This is a genomic window from Amycolatopsis lexingtonensis (genome assembly GCF_014873755.1).
GTDB classification, from domain to species: Bacteria; Actinomycetota; Actinomycetes; order Mycobacteriales; family Pseudonocardiaceae; genus Amycolatopsis; species Amycolatopsis lexingtonensis.
This window is the reverse complement of sequence record NZ_JADBEG010000001.1, coordinates 9143902-9159865: the sequence shown is the minus strand read 5'-3', so window position 1 is coordinate 9159865 and position 15964 is coordinate 9143902. Positions and strand designations below refer to the sequence as shown.

Below are 15964 nucleotides of genomic sequence, written 5' to 3'. Positions count from 1 at the left end.
TGGTAGCCACTACCTCCGTGCGTAGGCCCATCCGGGGCGCATCCGCACAGTAGCACGGGATCAGCGTGCGGCGTCAGCGGCTTTCTGCGCTTCGTTGGCGGCGGCGTCGGCCTGTTCGTAGCTTTCCTTCGCCTGCTCGAATTCCGCCGTCGCGCGCTCGGCGCGTTCCTCGGCTTCGGCAAGGCGGGTGCGCAGGTCCTCGACCCGCGCGGTGGCCTGCTCGGCGGCTCGCTGCGTGCGGACGAGGTCGCGCTCGACCACCGCGCGTTCCTTCGCCAGTTCGGCGGCTTCCTTGCGCAGGCGGTCGCGTTCCGCGCGCGCCCGGGCGCGTTCTTCTTCCTCACGGCGGTGATCGCGCTTGGGCTTCGCCGGCTCGGCCTTGTCGACCAGCTTCTTCGCGCGCTTGCCGGTGGCGGGCGGCACGGTCGCCGCGAGGGTGAACCACTGGTCGGTGTCCTGGTGCGCGACCGACGTGAGGCGCCCGGCGACCGCGAGCGCGGCGGTGTCCGGATCGGCGGCGACGGCTTCCAGCGTGGCCTCGACCTCGCGGGACACGGTGTCGCTCATCGACGGCAGCTCGCGCACGATCCGCCGGACCAGCTCACCGCGGCGCCGGGTCAGCGCGCGCAGGTCGTCGCCGGCGAGCCGGGTGTGCGCGTCCCGCAGTTCCTCACCCAGTTCGGCGAGTTCCCGCAACCGGCTGTCGTCTTCCCGCGCCAGCCGGTTGACGATCGCCGCGGCCGTGGTCGGCTTCCGCAGCTCCTTGATCTGCTTCGCGAGCTCGGCGTTTCCCTCGGCCTTCGCCGCTTTCGCCGCCTCGTTGCGCGCGCTGACGAACTCCGCGAGGTCACCCCCGTAGAGCTCGCCGGCCACCGTGTCCAGGTCCATCGTGCTCCAGCGAACCACATCGGACTGGTGCGAGCACCTGCGACGAGTCATCATCGGGGGCATGTTCTTCGATCTGGGTGTCCGGGACTTCCTCGACCGCGCGGAAACGGTGTACCCGGACCGCGTCGCGGTGGTCGACGAGCCGGACCAGCCGGCGCCGAGCTGGGGTTCGCTCACCTACGCCGAGGTGGCGCGCCGGGCCCGCGCGCAAGCCGCCCACCTCGACGCGCTCGGCGTGCCGGCCGGCGGGCGCGTCGCGATGGTGTCGCACAACGCCGCGCGGCTGCTCGTGTCGTTCTTCGGCGTGTCCGGCTGGGGCCGGATCCTGGTGCCGGTGAACTTCCGGCTGGCCCCGGCCGAGGTCAAGTACATCGTGGAGCACTCCGGCGCGGAGGTGCTGATCGTCGACCCGGAGCTGGAACACCTGCTCGACACGGTCACGGCGAAGCACGTGTTCGTCCTCGGCCGCGACGACGACGCCATCTGGGGCGGCGACGGCACCCCCGAGCCCTGGGACGGCGACGAGTCGGCCACGGCGACGATCAACTACACCTCCGGCACGACCGCGCGTCCCAAGGGCGTCCAGCTGACCCACCGCAACATCTGGCTGAACGCGGTGGTGTTCGGCCTGCACACGACGTTGAGCGACCACGACGTCCTGCTGCACACGCTGCCGATGTTCCACTGCAACGGCTGGGGCATGCCGTACGCGGTGACCGGCCTCGGCGGGCGGCACATCGTGCTGCGCAAGGTCGACGGCACCGAGATCCTCCGGCGGATCGAAGAGCACGGCGTGACGATCCTGTGCGCCGCCCCCGCGGTGGTCACAGCGGCCCTCGACGGCGCCGCGACCTGGGACGGCGAGATCCCGGGCCGCGACCGCGTCCGGATCGTGGTGGCCGGCGCACCCCCGCCGACCCGGACGATCGAGCGGGTGCGCGCCGAGCTGGGCTGGGAGTTCATCCAGATCTACGGCCTGACGGAGACGGCGCCGCTGCTGACGGTCAACCGGATGCGCAGCGAGTGGGAGGGCCTCGACCCGCACGAGCAGGCCCGTCTGCTGGGCCGCGCGGGCACGCCGGCGCTGGGCGTCCGCATCGACGTCGACACCGACGGCGAGGTCCTCGCGCGGTCGAACCACAACCTGGACGGCTACTGGGAGAACCCCGAGGAGACCGCCCGCGTGCAGGCGGGCAACTGGTTCCACACGGGCGACGGCGGCACGTTCGAAGACGGCTACCTGACGATCGCGGACCGCAAGAAGGACGTGATCATCTCCGGCGGCGAGAACGTCTCGTCGATCGAGGTGGAGGACGCCCTCAACTCCCACCCGGCGGTCCGCGAGGCCGCGGTGATCGGCATCCCGGACGAGAAGTGGGGCGAGCTGGTGACGGCGCTGGTCGTCACGGACGGTTCCGCGGTTTCGGCCGAGGACCTGATCACCCACTGCCGCTCGTACCTGGCCGGGTACAAGTGCCCCAAGCGAGTGGAGTTCCTGGACGAGCTGCCGCGGACGGCGACCGGGAAGATCCAGAAGTTCAAGCTGCGGGAGCCGTTTTGGCAGGGTCAGTCCCGGCAAGTGAACTGAGGTTCTTCTTCGACGCCGGCTCGGGCACGGTGCTGTGGGACCCGCGGTGCGCCCCCCGAGCGTCAACCAACTTGCGACCCGCGACGCTAGCGGACCAGCCGGAAGAACGTCCGCACCTCCTCGGCGAACAGCTCCGGCTGCTCGTAAGCCGCGAAGTGCCCGCCCCGCTCCAGCTCGTGCCACTGCCGGATGTCCGTGTACCGCTTCGCCGCCCACCGCCGTGACGGCCGGGGCATCTCCTTCGGGAAGATCGAACACCCCGCCGGCACGTCCACCGTGTCCTCGGTCGCCTCCGAGAACCACCGCTGCACCTGCCGGATGCTCTCCCAGTACAACCGCGCCGACGACGCCGCCGTCCCGGTGAGCCAGTACAGCGTCACGTCGTCGAGCAGCTCGTCGCGCGTGAACGGGAAGCCGTCGGACCAGGCGTGGAACTTCTCCACCAGCCACCCGCACAGCCCCGCCGGCGAGTCGAGCAGGCCGTACCCGACCGTCTGCGGGCGGGTCGACTGCAGCACCGAGTACCCGTCCTCCCACCGCTGCGCGTGCTCCAACGCCGCGAGCGCGGCCCGCTCGGCGGGCGTCAGGTCGTCGAACGTGGCCGGGTCCGGGGCCGCGATCGGCGGGTTCAGGTGGATGCCCGCCAGGTGCGCGGGGTCCTGCTGGGCCAGCGACGTCGTGATCGACGTCCCCCAGTCGCCGCCCTGGGCGCCGTAGCGCGCGTACCCCAGCCGGGCCATCAGTTCCGCCCACGCGGCGGCGATCCGCTCGATGCCCCAGCCCGGCGCCGAAGGCTTGTCGCTGAAGCCGTACCCCGGCAGCGACGGGATCACCAGGTGGAACTCCTCCGCCAGCGGCTCGATCACCTTCCCGAACTCGAGGAACGACCCCGGCCAGCCGTGCGTGAGAATCAGCGGCAGCGCGTCTTCCCGGGCCGAACGCACGTGCAGGAAGTGGATGCCCAGGCCGTCGATTTCCGTGCGGTACTGCGGAAACCGGTTGAACCGCGCCTCCACTCGCCGCCAGTCGTACGACGCCACCCAGTACTCGCACAACGAGCGCAGGTAGTCCAGCGGCGTGCCCTGGCTCCAATCGCCGGGCCCCGCCTCGGGCCAGCGCGTCCGGCGCAGGCGCGAGCGCAGGTCCTCGAGGTCGCCCTCCGGAACGTCGATCCGGAACGGCGAGATCACGCGGGCACGTAGGTCAGCTGGACGACGCCGTTGGAGAACGTGGCCGATTTCGCCAGCACCAGCGGGAACGACGGCCCGTCCGCCGGGAACAGCCGCTTCCCCCGCCCCACGACGATCGGGTACAGCAGCAGGTTCAGCTCGTCGACCAGGCCTTCCGCCAGCAGCCACCGCACCGCCGTGGTGCTCCCGCTGGTCATGATCGACCCGCCCGGCTCGGCCTTCAGCGCCCGCACCGCTTCGGCCGGGTCGCCGGTCAGCAGCGTCGAGTTGTTCCAGGTGACCTCGGTCAGCGTCGAGGACAGCACGTACTTGCGCACGCTGTTCATGAACTCGGCGCCTTCGTCGTCCTCGACGCTCCGCCCGGGCCACGCCTCGGCGAACCCTTCGTAGGTGACACGCCCGAGCAGCATCGCATCGGCGGCGGCCATCCCGCCGCCGACCGCTTGCCCGATTTCGTCGCTCCAGTACCGGAGCGACCACTTGTCCGGCGCTTCGACCACGCCGTCGAGCGAGATGAACAGGTTCGCGACGATCTTGCGCATGGGCCCCCTTCGGTCGGCGGCCCCACTATAAACCGGCGAAACGCTAGGACCGTCCACTCGCGACGGTCGCACGCACCCGCACGCTGTTCGCCTCCGCCAGCTCCCGTTCCTCCTCCGTCACGACCTCCAGCCGCGCCGGGACGTCCTTGTGGTGCGGGGTGCCGGCGATCGGGTCCCGGTCCAGCGCGTCGGTGAGCAGGTTGATCCGCGGGCCGCTGACCACGCGGCCGCCGTCCGCGGCCGGGTGTGCCATGCCGTAGCCGTGCGGCAGCGACAGCTGGCCCGGCCGCAGCGCGGGGTCGGCTTCGGCGCGGACGACGACGCGGCCCGCCGACGTCACCACCGCCACCCAATCCCCCGGCGAAGCACCGATCGACGCCAGTTCCTCCGGACGCGCCCGCAACGCGCCGTCGGGATCGGTGCGGCGCCAGCGCGGGTCCCGCAGGATCTGGTTCGCGTTGTGCGCCCGGCGCTGCCCGTTGAGCAGCGAGAACGGGAACGCCGGATCGGCCCCTTCGGCCGCCGGGTCGAGCGTGGTCAGCCAGTCCAGCAGCTCGGGCACGGCCAGCCGGACCTTCGAGCGGCGCATCAGGCTCCACACCTCGTCCTGCTCGTGCGCCGAGAACGGCGTCGGCCCGCTCAGGATCCGCTCGAAGAGCTCCTCGCCGAGCCGCGGACCGACCGCGGAACTCCCCAGCGCGCGCTGCACCGGCACGGTCATCGTCTTCGCCGCGCGGTGGCACCCCGCCCACAGCGGCGCGATCGACGCGGCGCCGTCGGGCAGCGACGCCCCCAGCGTCCGGTAGAGCAGCACCGGCAGGATCGCCGCGCGCTCGGGCATCGCCTGGACCAGCGCCCCGATCCCCGCCTGCAGTTCCGCCCGCGGCCCGGCGGCCAGCGAAGCCAGCACGTCCGACGGCGGGAGCACGCCGAGCGCGTCGAACAGCCGCGTGTAGATCTCCGCTTCGACGAGCGTGCCCGGCAGCGGGTCCAGCAACGGGCGCCGCAGCTGGAAGTAGTTCGTCGGCCATTCGAACGTGAAGAGCGTGAACTCCCACTTTTCGTGCTGCGAAGCCGCCGGCAGCACGTAGTCCGCCAGCGCGGCCGTTTCGGTGTAGGCGACGTCGACGACCACGGACAGCTCGGCGGCGCGGATGGCGCGTTCGACCTCCCGCGTGCCCGCGAACGTGTTGGCGGGGTTCGACGACTCGACCCAGAGCGCGCGGACGCGGTTCGGGTGGTCGGCGAGGATCTCCTCGGCCAGCGTGTTCGCCGGCAGCAGGCCGCCGATGTACTCGAACCCGGTGATCTCCGAACGCTGCCCGCTCGCCGATCCCCACAGCGGCAGCAGCCACGAGTGCAGGTTGTTCGTGCCGCGGCGCCCGAAGTGCCCGGTGATCAGGTAAAGCAGCTTCTCGAGGTAGCTGTTGAGCGTCGAGTGCCGTCCCTGCTGGATGCCCAGCTCGACGCGCACGGTCATCGCCTCCGCCGCCAGGATCAGCTCGACCGCCCGCTCGACGTCCACACGGGACACTTCGGCGTACGCGATCCATTCGTCCACCGGCACTTTCGCCAGGACGGCGGCGACTTCGTCGAACCCTTCGGTGCGCTGCGCGAGGAATTCCTCGTCCACGGCGCCGCGTTCGAGCAGCAAGGCCAGGATCGCGCCCAGCAGGTAGGCGTCGGTGCCCGGCCGCAGCGGCAGGTGCAGGTCGGCCATCTCCGCGGTCTCGGTGCGGCGTGGGTCGATCACGATCATCCGGCGCGCCGGGTCGTTCTTGAGCGTGTTCAGCGCGTGCCGCGCATTGCTGAACCCGTGCGCCTGCCAGGGGTTGCAGCCCAGCACGACCAGCAGGTCGCAGTGCTCGACGTCCTCGGCGGTGTGCACGAGCGCCGAGCCGAACAGCTGCCCGTTGACCCAGAAGTCGCCGGTCTTCTCCTGCGAAAGCGCGTTGAAGTGGCGCGTCGAGTTCATCCACTTCAGCAGCGACGCGCCGTACGCGCCGCCGGAGTGGTTGCCCTGGCCGCCCCCGCCGACGTAGGCGAACGAGCCGGGCCGCCCGGCCTCGGTGTCGGCGTCGCGGATCGCATGCAGCTTGGCGGCGATCTCGCCGAGCGCGGTGTCCCAGTCGACCGGCTCGTGGGTGCCGTCCGGACGACGGCGCAGCGGCGTCGTCAGGCGGTCTTCGTGGTCGCCGTACCAGGTCAGGCGCTGCGCCTTCTGGCACAGGTAGCCGCCGGAGCGCGGGTGCGCCTTGTCCCCGCGGACGCGGGTGATCTTCCGCCCCTCGACCTGGACTTCCAGGCCGCAGTTGAGGTAGCAGAGGCTGCACGCGGTGCGCTGCCACTCGCCCATGGCGTTCCCCTTCACAGCAGGTCGAGCGCGCGTCCCAGGGTGGTCAAGCGCGCTTCGAGCGTTTCGCCGGCCGGGTACAGCCGGACCGTGTCGACGCCGGTGTCGCGCCAGACGCGCAGCCGGTCCCGCACCATGTCCTCGGTGCCGATCAGCGTCGTGCCGAGCACCATTTCGTCCGTGACGAGCGCGGCGGCGCCGTCGCGGTCGCCGGCCTGCCAGCGCTCGCGGACCTCGGCGGCGACGTCCGCCCAGCCCTGGCGGCTGTAGGCGTTGTTGTAGAAGTTCGTGGTGGCCGAGCCCATCCCGCCGAGGCTGAAGGCGAGCTCCTTCTTGCGGCTGCCGACCAGGACGCGCAGCTCGTCCTCGTTGTCGGCGAAGGCGACTTCGGCGCCTTGGCAGACGTCGATGTCCTCGCGCCGCCTCCCGGCCTTCGCGAGCCCGGCGTCGAGCGGGCCGAAGTACGCGTCGGCGCCCTCGGGGACGAAGCTGGTGCCGAGCCAGCCGTCCGCGACCTCGCCGGTGAGTTCGAGCAGCTTCGGCGACAGCGTCGCGAGGTAGATCGGGATGTCCGGGTTCGGCGCGGTCGACAGCCGCATCGGGCGGGCCTCGCCGGGCAGCGGGATCTCGAACGCCTTGCCGGAGAAGGAAATCTTCTCGCCGGCGAACGCCCGGCGGATGATCTCGACGGTCTCGCGCATCCGCGTCAGCGGCTTCGCGAACGGGACGCCGTGCAAGCCCTCGATGACCTGCGGCCCGGACGGGCCGAGCCCCAGCGCGAACCGGCCGCCGGACAGGTCGGCGAGGGTGAGCGCGGCCTGCGCGATCGCGACCGGCGTGCGCGTGCCGAGCTGGATGATGCCGGAGCCGAGCCGGATCCGGTCGGTGCGCGCGGCGAGGTAGCCGAGCGCGGACGGCGCGTCGGCGCCCCAGGCTTCGGCGACCCAGCAGACGTCGAGGCCGAGCTTTTCCGCCTCCAGCACGAAGTCCAGCGTCGTGCGGGTGTCTTTCGAGAACTCGACGGTCGTCGCGGTCTTCACCGGTTCTCCACGCGGTCCTTGATCGCGGCCAGGTTGCCGGTCATCGCCGTTTCGAACTCGCGCATCCGGACGAAGACGATCTTCTGCTCTTTTTCGGGCATCCGATCGATGGCGAACGACAGCCCGGACCGGCCGGGCCCCATCCGCACCCACTGGCTCAGCCGGGTGCCGCCGTCGGCCGGCTCGAGGGTGAACTTCCAGATCGCGCTCGGCTCGGCCGGGTCGGCGACGGCCCACGAGAACACGCGCGGGGCTTCGCACTCCACGACGTACGAGGTGGTCTCCCACTCGCCGAAGGCGTCGTGCTTGCTGCGGCCGACGAACTTCCGCCCCGCTTCGCACCACTCGACGGACTGCAGTTCGGCGCTCAGCTCGGGCATCAGCGAGATGTCCGAAACGACCGGCCAGACGTCCTCGGGCGCGGCGTCGATCCAGGTCGAGACCTCGGCCGTCGGCAGGTCGGCGTACCTCGCGCCCGTCCACTCCATCGTGCTGGCACCCCTTTCGAAGGCGTCTGACCACGATAGTTGCGTAGATAGACCTACCCTGTCAACGTCACTCCTGCCGGGCGAAGCGCGCCTCGACGTCCGGGCGCCGCGCCAGCCGGGGCGGGAACCCGGGGCCGCGGCGCATCCGCGTTTCCTCCGGCGTCATCGGCTCGCCGCACTCCGCGCAGACGATTTCGGCGTGCGTGTCGTGCCCGCAGGCGAGGTGGTGGACGGTGATCGGCGGACCGGCCTCGGTCGCGAGCCACTTGTCACCCCAGCGGGTCATCGCGAGCAGCACGGGGTAGAAGTCGCGGCCCTTCTCGGTGAGCACGTAGTCGTAGCGCACCGGCTCGGTCTGGTAGGCGACCTTCTCCAGCAAACCCTCCTCGACCAGCCGCTTGAGCCGGTCGGCGAGGGTGTTGCGCGCGATGCCGAGCGCCTGCTGGAACTCGTCGAAGCGGTGCACGCCGTAGAAGGCGTCCCGCAGCACCAGCGGGGTCCACCAGTCCCCCAGCAGATCCATGGTGCGCGCGATCGAGCACGGCCACTGCGCGAACGATGTCCGTTTCATGCGGCCGAGAGTACGCCGTCTCGCAGAGAGACTCAGCAGGTCAGCCGCATGACCGCCCGCCGAGCGGTCGGCCGGCTGACTTCCTCGAACCCGGCGTCGGCGAAGGTCTTGCGCGTGCCGACGAACAGTTCCCCGGGCCAGGCGAGCTTCTCCCCGGCCTCGACGACGATCGGGTACCCCTCGACGGCTTTCGCGCCCCGCTCCCGCGCGAAGTCCACGGCGGCCTTGGCGAGCGCGGCGCTCACCCCGCGCCGCCGGAACCCCTTGCGGGTGACGAAGCAGGTGACGGCCCAGACGCCGTCGTCCGCGGGGTCCTCGTCCCGCCCGTCCCAGACCACCCGGCTCTTGAGCAGCCGCCGGTAGGCGGTGCGCGACTCGACCGCGCACCACCCGGCGGGCTCGCCATCGAGGAAGGCGACGATCCCGGTGGCCTGACCGGAGGTCTGCTCCCGCAACCGCTCGGCGCGTTCCTCGGGGGTGCCGGACCGCCACTCGGCGGGCGTGTCCTTGAAGTACTGGCACCGGCACCGGGCGGGATCCCCGCGATCGCCGAAGATCGCCTGCAGGTCGGTCCAGGTCACCTGGTCGACGGGCACGACAGTCAGCATGCCCGGGACGTTAGACCAGGTGCCCGGTGGTGACGTCGACGTGGTCGGGAACCTCGTCGTGGTCGTCCCCGACCGAAAGCGTCCCGGCGGGTTCGACCAGCAGCACACTCGCCCCCGCCTTCGACGACGGCTTGTGGAAGGTGCCCTTCGGCACGACGAAGACCTGCCCTTTCTCGAGCGTCACGACCCGCTCGTCCGGATCCCGCAGCCCGATTTCGATCTCGCCGTCGAGGACGAGGAAGAACTCGTCGGTGTCCTGGTGGACGTGCCAGACGTGCTCACCGGCGAACCGGGCGAGCCGGATGTCGTAGTCGTTGACGCGGCTGACGATCCGCGGGCTCCAGACGTCGTCGAAGCTCGCGAGGACTGCGTTGAGGTCGATCGGGTTCATGAGCTCCATTGTTCGACCTGGCGTTTCCCGCCCGCGAGTGCTAGGAATCGCACATGCCGCAAGAATTCTCGCACCGCGTCGTGGCCATCGTGACGGAGGAGTCGAACCCGTTCGAGATGGGCGTGGCGACGGAGCTGTTCGGCGTGCGCCGCCCGGAGCTGGACCGCCCGTGGTACGACTTCACCCTCTGCTCGGCGACGCCGGACGTGCGGATGAACCGGGGCATGTTCACGTTGTCCGGGGTCGCCGGCTTGGAAGCGGCGGAGACGGCGGACACCCTGATCGCCCCGGCCCGCCCGAACATCCGCGTCCCGACCGACCCCTCGATCATCGCGGCCATCCGCCGCGCGGCCGCGCGAGGCGCCCGCCTGGTGAGCTTCTGCACGGGCGCGTTCGCCCTGGCCGAGGCAGGCGTACTGGACGGCCGCCGCGCGACAACCCACTGGCAGTGGGCGTCGGAGCTGGCCGCCCGCTTCCCGGCGGTCCGCTGGGAGCCGGACGTGCTTTTTGTCGACGAAGGCAATGTTCTTACGGCGGCCGGCAGCGCGGCTTCCCTGGACCTGGGCCTCCACCTGATCCACCGCGACCACGGCGCTGAGGTGGTCAACGCGGTCAGCCGTCGGTTGGTCTTCACTGGCCACCGCGACGGCGGCCAGCAGCAGTTCATCGCCCGCCCGGTCCCGTCGGTCCCGGACACCTCCTTGGCCCCGGTGCTGGCTTGGGCCCTCGCTCACCTGGACCAGCCCCTGACTGTCACCGACCTCGCCGCTCGCGCTGCAACCAGCCCGGCGACCTTGCACCGGAAGTTCCGGGCGGAGCTGGGGACGACGCCGTTGGCGTGGCTGACGACGGAGCGGGTCACGCTGGCTTGCCGCCTGATCGAGCGAGGCGAGTTGCGCCTGGACCGGGTGGCGGAGGCAAGCGGCTTCGGAACGGCCGCGAATCTACGGCTGCAGCTGCGGCGGCACACGGGGTTGAGCCCGAGCGCGTACCGCCGTCGCTTCGGCCCAGCCGCTTAGCAACCGCTCGAGCAGTTCACGCGCCTCGGGGCGGCACAATTCACTGGTGCGGGCCAGGAGCCGGGCCGCCGAGACCCGGATGTGGCGCGGAGCTTGCTCATCGTGCGCGATCTCGCGAGCCACGATCGCCGCGGCCTCCCGGTGATCACGATGCAATCGAGCGACCGCCCAAGCGCTGCGGCACCGGACCACCGGGCCGAGGCTGTGGTCCCTCGCCATGCCGAGCAGTCCGCGCGCCCCTTCGTCGGCCTCGAATCCGCCGATCGCCTCCCAGACCTGCACCCGGACGAGCGGCCGTCCCTCCGCCCGGAGCCGGCGCAGCACGTTGAGCACGTCACCACGCAGATCCGGTCTGAGCGTCCCCAGCTGCGCGGCGGCATTACGCCGCGCGGCGGCCGGCAGCGCTTCGTCCTGCATCAGCGACGCCAGCACCACCGTCCCGAGTTCGTGTCCTCGAATTCCTCGCTCGGCAAGGTCCTTCGCGGCCGACCAGCGCAGACTCGCGTGACACGCCGGATCGGCGGCGACGGCACGGAAGAGTTCCACGGCCGCGACGCGATCTTCCCTGCTGTATGCGGACATTCTCGTCGCCGCGTTCAACCGCAGGGAAAGCGGTTCGCGCTGGTCGTCACGGAGCACGCGAACGTCGTCCAAGCGCCTCAAGTCGAACAGGATGCGCAGCCGGAGCCGATCGGCCAGCCGCCGATCGGCCAGGACGTCCTCCAGGTGCCTCCGGCACTGTCCGGGAAGCTCCGACGTGAGAGCGATCAAGACGAATCCGGCCTCCGCCCGGTCTCGTCCGGACCGTCCGGCGTCGGCCAGCACGGCCCGCGCGTCGGCGATGAACCGCCCACGCCGGGCAGGATCCAGCAACGCCAGCTCCCGCCGCGCGCGTCTGGTGGCGACACGCCCACGGCTCAGCTCCTCCAGAGCCCCCGCGGCTTCGGGCTCGAGCGCAGGCGAAACCTTGCTCAAGGCCACAGCCGCGCTGATCCGGTCGGCCGGCATCGATTCCGGGCCGGTCAGTCGATCACGGAGGACGCGTTCGGCTTCCCCGGCCAACGGTCCGTCCGTCCACCGGTCCAGGTAGTCCGACCACGCCGCCGGCGAGACGAGGAAATCCGACACCAGCGCGCGTCCGACGGATTGACGTTCTCCTCCGTTGAGACTGCGCAGCAGACCGCCACGCACCTGCCCGGAAGCGGCCGGATCGTGTGCCAACGCCAGCTGCAATCGGATCATCGGGACGTCCGTTCGAAAACCGGTGAGGTATCTCAAAGCCTCGCCACGTTCCTTCGGCGTCAGCTCCGGCGCTCCGGCCAATCGCACCAAGGTCCGCCGAGATTGCTCTCCTGCCGATTGATCGATGGCCGCGAGCTGGTAGGCGGCATAGCTGCGTTGGTCAACCGGCTGCCGGTCGTCCACCATGGTGGCACGGAGAGCCGCGGCGGACGCGGCAGCACTGCGCGGGTCCGCAGTGGTCAGTTCGGCCATCGCGCTGGATCGCCAGCCGGTCGCGATGAACGGATCTTCCGCCTGCGACCTTAATTCGGCGATCGCTTCCGGAGCCGGAGGGCGAACCAATTCCGCGAAGAGGACAGCGGACGGCTGCCGCTGATGGAAGTTCGTGTCCCGGTCACGCATGACCGCACGGATACCGTCCAGTGCATCCGCACCGAACTCGACCGCGGATCGCACGCCGCGGATCCACACGTAGTTATCGAGTTTCGAGCGAAGTTCGAGAATCAACCGGACCGCATCCGCAGCTTGGACGACGCGGTTCTTCGCCAGCAGGACCACCGCGTCGCACCGCGATTTCGCATCCGCCGAAAAATCGGCGGCGATCTCGCCCAGCACGGAAAGCACGTCGTCGTCCAACGCGTCCAGCGCGGCCAGCGCCTCCGCGGCCCCGCAGATCCTGCCGGGACGACGCCCCGGCGAAAGCGCGATGCGCCGCAGAGCGTCGGCCACGACACGGCGCATCCCGGCGCCGGCATGACTGGCTTGGCGCCCCAGGAGGGCGATCTCGCTGTCGCCCACGACCTCGTCCCGAATCAGCTCGACGATTTCCCGCGTGGCCGTGCCGTGGTAGCGGTAGTGCATCAACCTCAGGACGACCGCGACGTCGGACCGTTGACGACCACTGAGTTCGCGGTCGCCGATCACCCCTTCCAGCAGCTCCGCCACCTCATCCGGTTCCAGGACGTCCCAACGGTAGAGCGGGAGCCCCTCACTCCACGCCTCGCCGCCTTCCTCCCCGAGTTGCCGGCGGATCACCCGGGCGGAAGCCCCCTGATCGACGTCTGGGGCGAGGCGCTTGAGCAGCCGCCAAATGCTCAGCCGAAGCTTGAGGGGAAGCGAAGCGCCGGTGAGGCGAGTCAGCTGGGCGATCGCTTCAGCGTGGAACTCCGTACCGAGCGTGGCAAGTTCGGAAGTCGCCAGCAACCGCGTCTCGACCGTCGATTCCGGTCGGTTTGCCAGCGAGCGGAGCTCCGCCACGACCGATGTTTTGTGGGCCGCCCCCAGCGTGGCGAGAAACCCGAGAGCGCTCACGGCGAACCCGTCGATTCCTCGCGGATGAGCGGCTGCGCGAGTGAGCGCCTGCGCGGCGTCCGGCCAGTGGTCCGATCCCAGATCGATCAGCCGGCTCCCCGCAGTGAGCAGGAATCCCGCCGACGCGCCGGGATTGTCCAGCGCCCTCCGGATGAAGGACACCGCGACCTCGTGGAACTCGGGTCCGCAGTCGGCGAGCGCCGACCCGAGGTACGCCTGGTCGACGATGCCCCCGGCCGGGCTCGTCGCCACTTCGGAGATCAGCTCACCGGCCCGGGCCCGGTACTGCGGGCCCAACTGCAGCAGAACCTGAGCGCTGCGCAGCCGGTCGCCGATGTCAAGCCGGGAGTCGGTGATGCGGTGTTCGAGCGCGGCGGCAGCCTGCGCGAGGTGTTCCGGCCCCAAAGACGCCAGACCGAGTGCGGCGTCCTCGATCGCCATGGTCGACCACGAACGTCGATCCAGCACAGTCCGCAGCACCGTCACACAACGCTCGTGGCATTCGAGGTCGATCTCCAGCAGGCTGACCGCGGCAGCGACCAGGTCTTGATCGGTCGCGCCGGAATCCTCCAGCACCGCAGTCAGTTTCCCGATCGCGTGAGCCCGGGGCTCCGGCCCCAACCCGGCGAGGACCACCGCGGCGTCACCGTGTTGTGTCGCTGTGGCGGCTGGGCTGTCCAGAACGGAGTCCAACCCGTGAACCGCAGCGTCGTGTTCCGCGTCGCCACACTGGGAGAGCGCTTCGGCAGCGTCGAGACGAGCCTGCACGTCGATGCCCGCTCCCCGCACGCCCGTCCGAAGAGTCTCCACTGCCTCCGCGCGAGCGTCGTTGGCGAGCCGCGTCGCCAGCGCCACGGCGGCTTCGACCCGCGACGGCCAAGGAACGCCGCCATCGCGCATGAGGTTTTGCAGCCAGCCCACCAGGCCGGGGTGGTGCGCAGCCCGGCTGACCTCGGCGAGGATTTCCCCGCCGGGGTGCTGGGCCGTGGCGGCCCACGCGCGCGCCGCCGCCAGGAACGCGTTCACGGCGTCCGCGCCCGCGGGAACGTGCCAAGCCAGCAGGCGAGCGGCGAGCAGGTGCTGTTGCGGCCCGCCCTCGTGCAGGTACCGGATCAAGCGATCCGCTTCCGCCGGGTACAGCCGCGTGTAGTGCAGCAGAACTCGCCGGGCATAGCGGCCGCGTTCTTTGGGCTCGGCCGCGTGCAGCAGCTCGACGAAGTCACGGTGTGCCGGGGTGAAGCTCTCCGGCAGCATCCTGGCCTTCGCGGTGGCCGCGAGGTGCTCGGCGAAGCTGTGGTGCATGAAGCCGAGATCGTCACCACGGAGGAGAAAGGGGCCGACCGCACCGAGGTGACCGACGAGCCGCTCCCGCCAGTCGGTTCCGGCGCCCAGCTCGGGCAGCCGGGCGCTCACCCAGCGGCAAGCCGCCGTGATCAGCGACGTGTCTTCTTCGAGCCGGACTCGGCCGAGGTGCTCCAGCAGCCTTCCGCTGCACTCGTCGAACGGCCCCGGCGGTAAGGAGTGACCGGACCGCAGAAAACCCAAGTACGTCTCGTAAAGCTCGTACTGGTTGTCCGGCAACGGCCGGTCGGCGTATTGCCCGAAGATGATCGCCGCGATCGTCGCCAGCAACGGGACGCGGACCAGTTCGCCGAGGTGAGCGTCGCGCACCTGGCGCACGAACCGCTTCGCCTCGCCCGCGTTCTCGCTGAACCAGTGCTCCGCGAACAGGGCGAAGGCCTCGTCGTCGAACGGCAGAAGTTCGTAGCGCGCCGCCCCGATGCGCTGGAAAGGGGCCAGTGTGGCCCCCTCGATCGGCCGGGTGGTGAGGACGATGCGATAGGCGGCGGAGACGTCCGAAGCCCTGCTGGCCAGCACCGCGACCATCCGGTCCCGGACGGCGGTGTCGGCGACCTCGTCGAGCCCGTCTACCAGCAGCAACCACCTGCATCCCGCGACCCGCCCGGTGAGGTCGTCCGGGCTCAGCGGCTGGTCGAGCATCGCCCCGTACTCACTTCGGACGGTTTCGGCCAGCGCTTCGAAGAAGGGCAGCTCGAGTCTCGTCGCCAGCTCACGCGCGGCCAGGCGCAGCGGAACGACGGGCTCACCAAGCGGCGGGGAGTCGTCGAATTCCTGCCATTGCCGGGCCACATCGGCGGCCAGCCGCAGCGACAGGGTGGATTTTCCTTGCCCCGGACCGCCGGTCACCAGCATGTGCTCGGCACCGTCGAGCGCTTCCCTCATGCTCCTCGACGGTGGCCGCACCGTGATTCGTGCGGCCGGTCGGCCCGGCACGTCGATCAACCGGCCCTTGCTGTCCAGCACCGGGAGCGGTCGCGCCTGGTCGGACGGCTGGAGCTCGGACCCGGTCGTCACGTCCTGGCGCACGTAAACGGTCGACAGCGACGGACGCCGGGCACCCCGCAGCCGGTACGGCATGATCTCCGCGTTCTCGATCTGTGCCCGCAACAGCGAAACGATCTTCGCCGGCAGCTCCGGAAGCTCCTCCCACCCCGCCGGCGGGTCCACCAAAGCCCGCGGCACCTCACGAGAAACCCCGACGTACATGTCCCCGTGCACCGCGCCGACCTGCACGGTGGTACCCGAGACCTCCCCCGAGATCACGTTCGCCGTCTCTTCCTCTGCCACGCGGTCTCCTCCTGCCGGGCCGGGATCCTCCCACGCGGGACCGCCTCCGCGGCGTATTCTGCGGGACCGGTGGATCGGGTTAGC

The 15964-nt window shown here is 70.6% G+C and carries 12 protein-coding genes; 2 read left to right on the top strand and 10 right to left on the bottom strand.

Going from position 1 to position 15964, the window contains the following annotated elements:
• Nucleotides 1–60: 60 nt before the first annotated feature.
• The gene (locus H4696_RS42870; RefSeq protein WP_192782838.1) at nucleotides 61–888 is read right to left on the bottom strand and encodes a hypothetical protein; all 828 of its coding nucleotides are present in this window, start codon (nucleotides 886–888) and stop codon (nucleotides 61–63) included.
• Between the two features lie 61 nt (nucleotides 889–949).
• On the opposite strand from H4696_RS42870, the gene H4696_RS42865 reads away from it, so the two are divergent.
• Nucleotides 950–2476 carry an AMP-binding protein gene (locus tag H4696_RS42865; protein WP_086862493.1) on the top strand — a complete coding sequence of 509 codons (1527 nt, stop codon included), beginning with the start codon at nucleotides 950–952 and terminating at the stop codon, nucleotides 2474–2476.
• An 86-nt stretch (nucleotides 2477–2562) separates the two neighbouring features.
• Here H4696_RS42865 and H4696_RS42860 read toward each other — a convergent pair whose 3' ends face one another.
• The 8 genes from H4696_RS42860 to H4696_RS42825 all read right to left on the bottom strand — a co-directional run bounded on the left by H4696_RS42860 (nucleotide 2563) and on the right by H4696_RS42825 (nucleotide 9659).
• Nucleotides 2563–3666 (bottom strand): epoxide hydrolase family protein, encoded by a 1104-nt coding sequence (locus H4696_RS42860; RefSeq protein WP_086862494.1) that lies wholly within the window; start codon nucleotides 3664–3666, stop codon nucleotides 2563–2565.
• Nucleotides 3663–4208: a dihydrofolate reductase family protein gene (locus H4696_RS42855; protein WP_086862495.1), complete on the bottom strand. Its 546-nt coding sequence runs from the start codon at nucleotides 4206–4208 to the stop codon at nucleotides 3663–3665. The genes H4696_RS42860 and H4696_RS42855 overlap by 4 nt, the downstream gene beginning before the upstream one ends.
• Nucleotides 4209–4251: 43 nt before the next feature.
• A complete protein-coding gene (locus H4696_RS42850; protein ID WP_192782837.1) occupies nucleotides 4252–6564 on the bottom strand; it encodes a molybdopterin-dependent oxidoreductase in 2313 nt (770 codons plus the stop codon).
• Nucleotides 6565–6575: 11 nt separating this feature from the next.
• The gene (locus H4696_RS42845; protein ID WP_086864902.1) at nucleotides 6576–7601 is read right to left on the bottom strand and encodes an LLM class flavin-dependent oxidoreductase; all 1026 of its coding nucleotides are present in this window, start codon (nucleotides 7599–7601) and stop codon (nucleotides 6576–6578) included.
• Nucleotides 7598–8089 (bottom strand): SRPBCC family protein, encoded by a 492-nt coding sequence (locus tag H4696_RS42840; RefSeq protein ID WP_086864901.1) that lies wholly within the window; start codon nucleotides 8087–8089, stop codon nucleotides 7598–7600. Before H4696_RS42840 ends, H4696_RS42845 begins: the two co-directional genes overlap by 4 nt.
• A 67-nt stretch (nucleotides 8090–8156) precedes the next feature.
• Nucleotides 8157–8660 (bottom strand): winged helix-turn-helix transcriptional regulator, encoded by a 504-nt coding sequence (locus H4696_RS42835; protein ID WP_086864900.1) that lies wholly within the window; start codon nucleotides 8658–8660, stop codon nucleotides 8157–8159.
• A 32-nt stretch (nucleotides 8661–8692) separates the two neighbouring features.
• A complete protein-coding gene (locus tag H4696_RS42830) occupies nucleotides 8693–9268 on the bottom strand; it encodes a GNAT family N-acetyltransferase (RefSeq protein WP_086864899.1) in 576 nt (191 codons plus the stop codon).
• A gap of 10 nt (nucleotides 9269–9278) precedes the next feature.
• Nucleotides 9279–9659: a cupin domain-containing protein gene (locus H4696_RS42825; RefSeq protein ID WP_420831538.1), complete on the bottom strand. Its 381-nt coding sequence runs from the start codon at nucleotides 9657–9659 to the stop codon at nucleotides 9279–9281.
• Between the two features lie 53 nt (nucleotides 9660–9712).
• Here H4696_RS42825 and H4696_RS42820 point away from each other — a divergent pair, with 53 nt between their 5' ends.
• Nucleotides 9713–10678 carry a GlxA family transcriptional regulator gene (locus H4696_RS42820; protein WP_086864897.1) on the top strand — a complete coding sequence of 322 codons (966 nt, stop codon included), beginning with the start codon at nucleotides 9713–9715 and terminating at the stop codon, nucleotides 10676–10678.
• Here the strand turns inward: H4696_RS42820 and H4696_RS42815 are convergent.
• Nucleotides 10604–15880: an NACHT domain-containing protein gene (locus H4696_RS42815; protein WP_086864896.1), complete on the bottom strand. Its 5277-nt coding sequence runs from the start codon at nucleotides 15878–15880 to the stop codon at nucleotides 10604–10606. The two genes, H4696_RS42820 and H4696_RS42815, sit on opposite strands and share 75 nt — an antisense overlap.
• Between the last annotated feature and the right edge of the window lie 84 nt (nucleotides 15881–15964).

Coding starts and splice junctions, on each gene's coding strand:
- H4696_RS42870 (WP_192782838.1), bottom strand. CDS start 888: ATGGACCTGGACACGGTGGCCGGCGAGCTCTACGGGGGTGACCTCGCG.
- H4696_RS42865 (WP_086862493.1), top strand. CDS start 950: ATGTTCTTCGATCTGGGTGTCCGGGACTTCCTCGACCGCGCGGAAACG.
- H4696_RS42855 (WP_086862495.1), bottom strand. CDS start 4,208: ATGCGCAAGATCGTCGCGAACCTGTTCATCTCGCTCGACGGCGTGGTC.
- H4696_RS42850 (WP_192782837.1), bottom strand. CDS start 6,564: ATGGGCGAGTGGCAGCGCACCGCGTGCAGCCTCTGCTACCTCAACTGC.
- H4696_RS42840 (WP_086864901.1), bottom strand. CDS start 8,089: ATGGAGTGGACGGGCGCGAGGTACGCCGACCTGCCGACGGCCGAGGTC.
- H4696_RS42835 (WP_086864900.1), bottom strand. CDS start 8,660: ATGAAACGGACATCGTTCGCGCAGTGGCCGTGCTCGATCGCGCGCACC.
- H4696_RS42830 (WP_086864899.1), bottom strand. CDS start 9,268: ATGCTGACTGTCGTGCCCGTCGACCAGGTGACCTGGACCGACCTGCAG.
- H4696_RS42825 (WP_420831538.1), bottom strand. CDS start 9,659: ATGAACCCGATCGACCTCAACGCAGTCCTCGCGAGCTTCGACGACGTC.
- H4696_RS42820 (WP_086864897.1), top strand. CDS start 9,713: ATGCCGCAAGAATTCTCGCACCGCGTCGTGGCCATCGTGACGGAGGAG.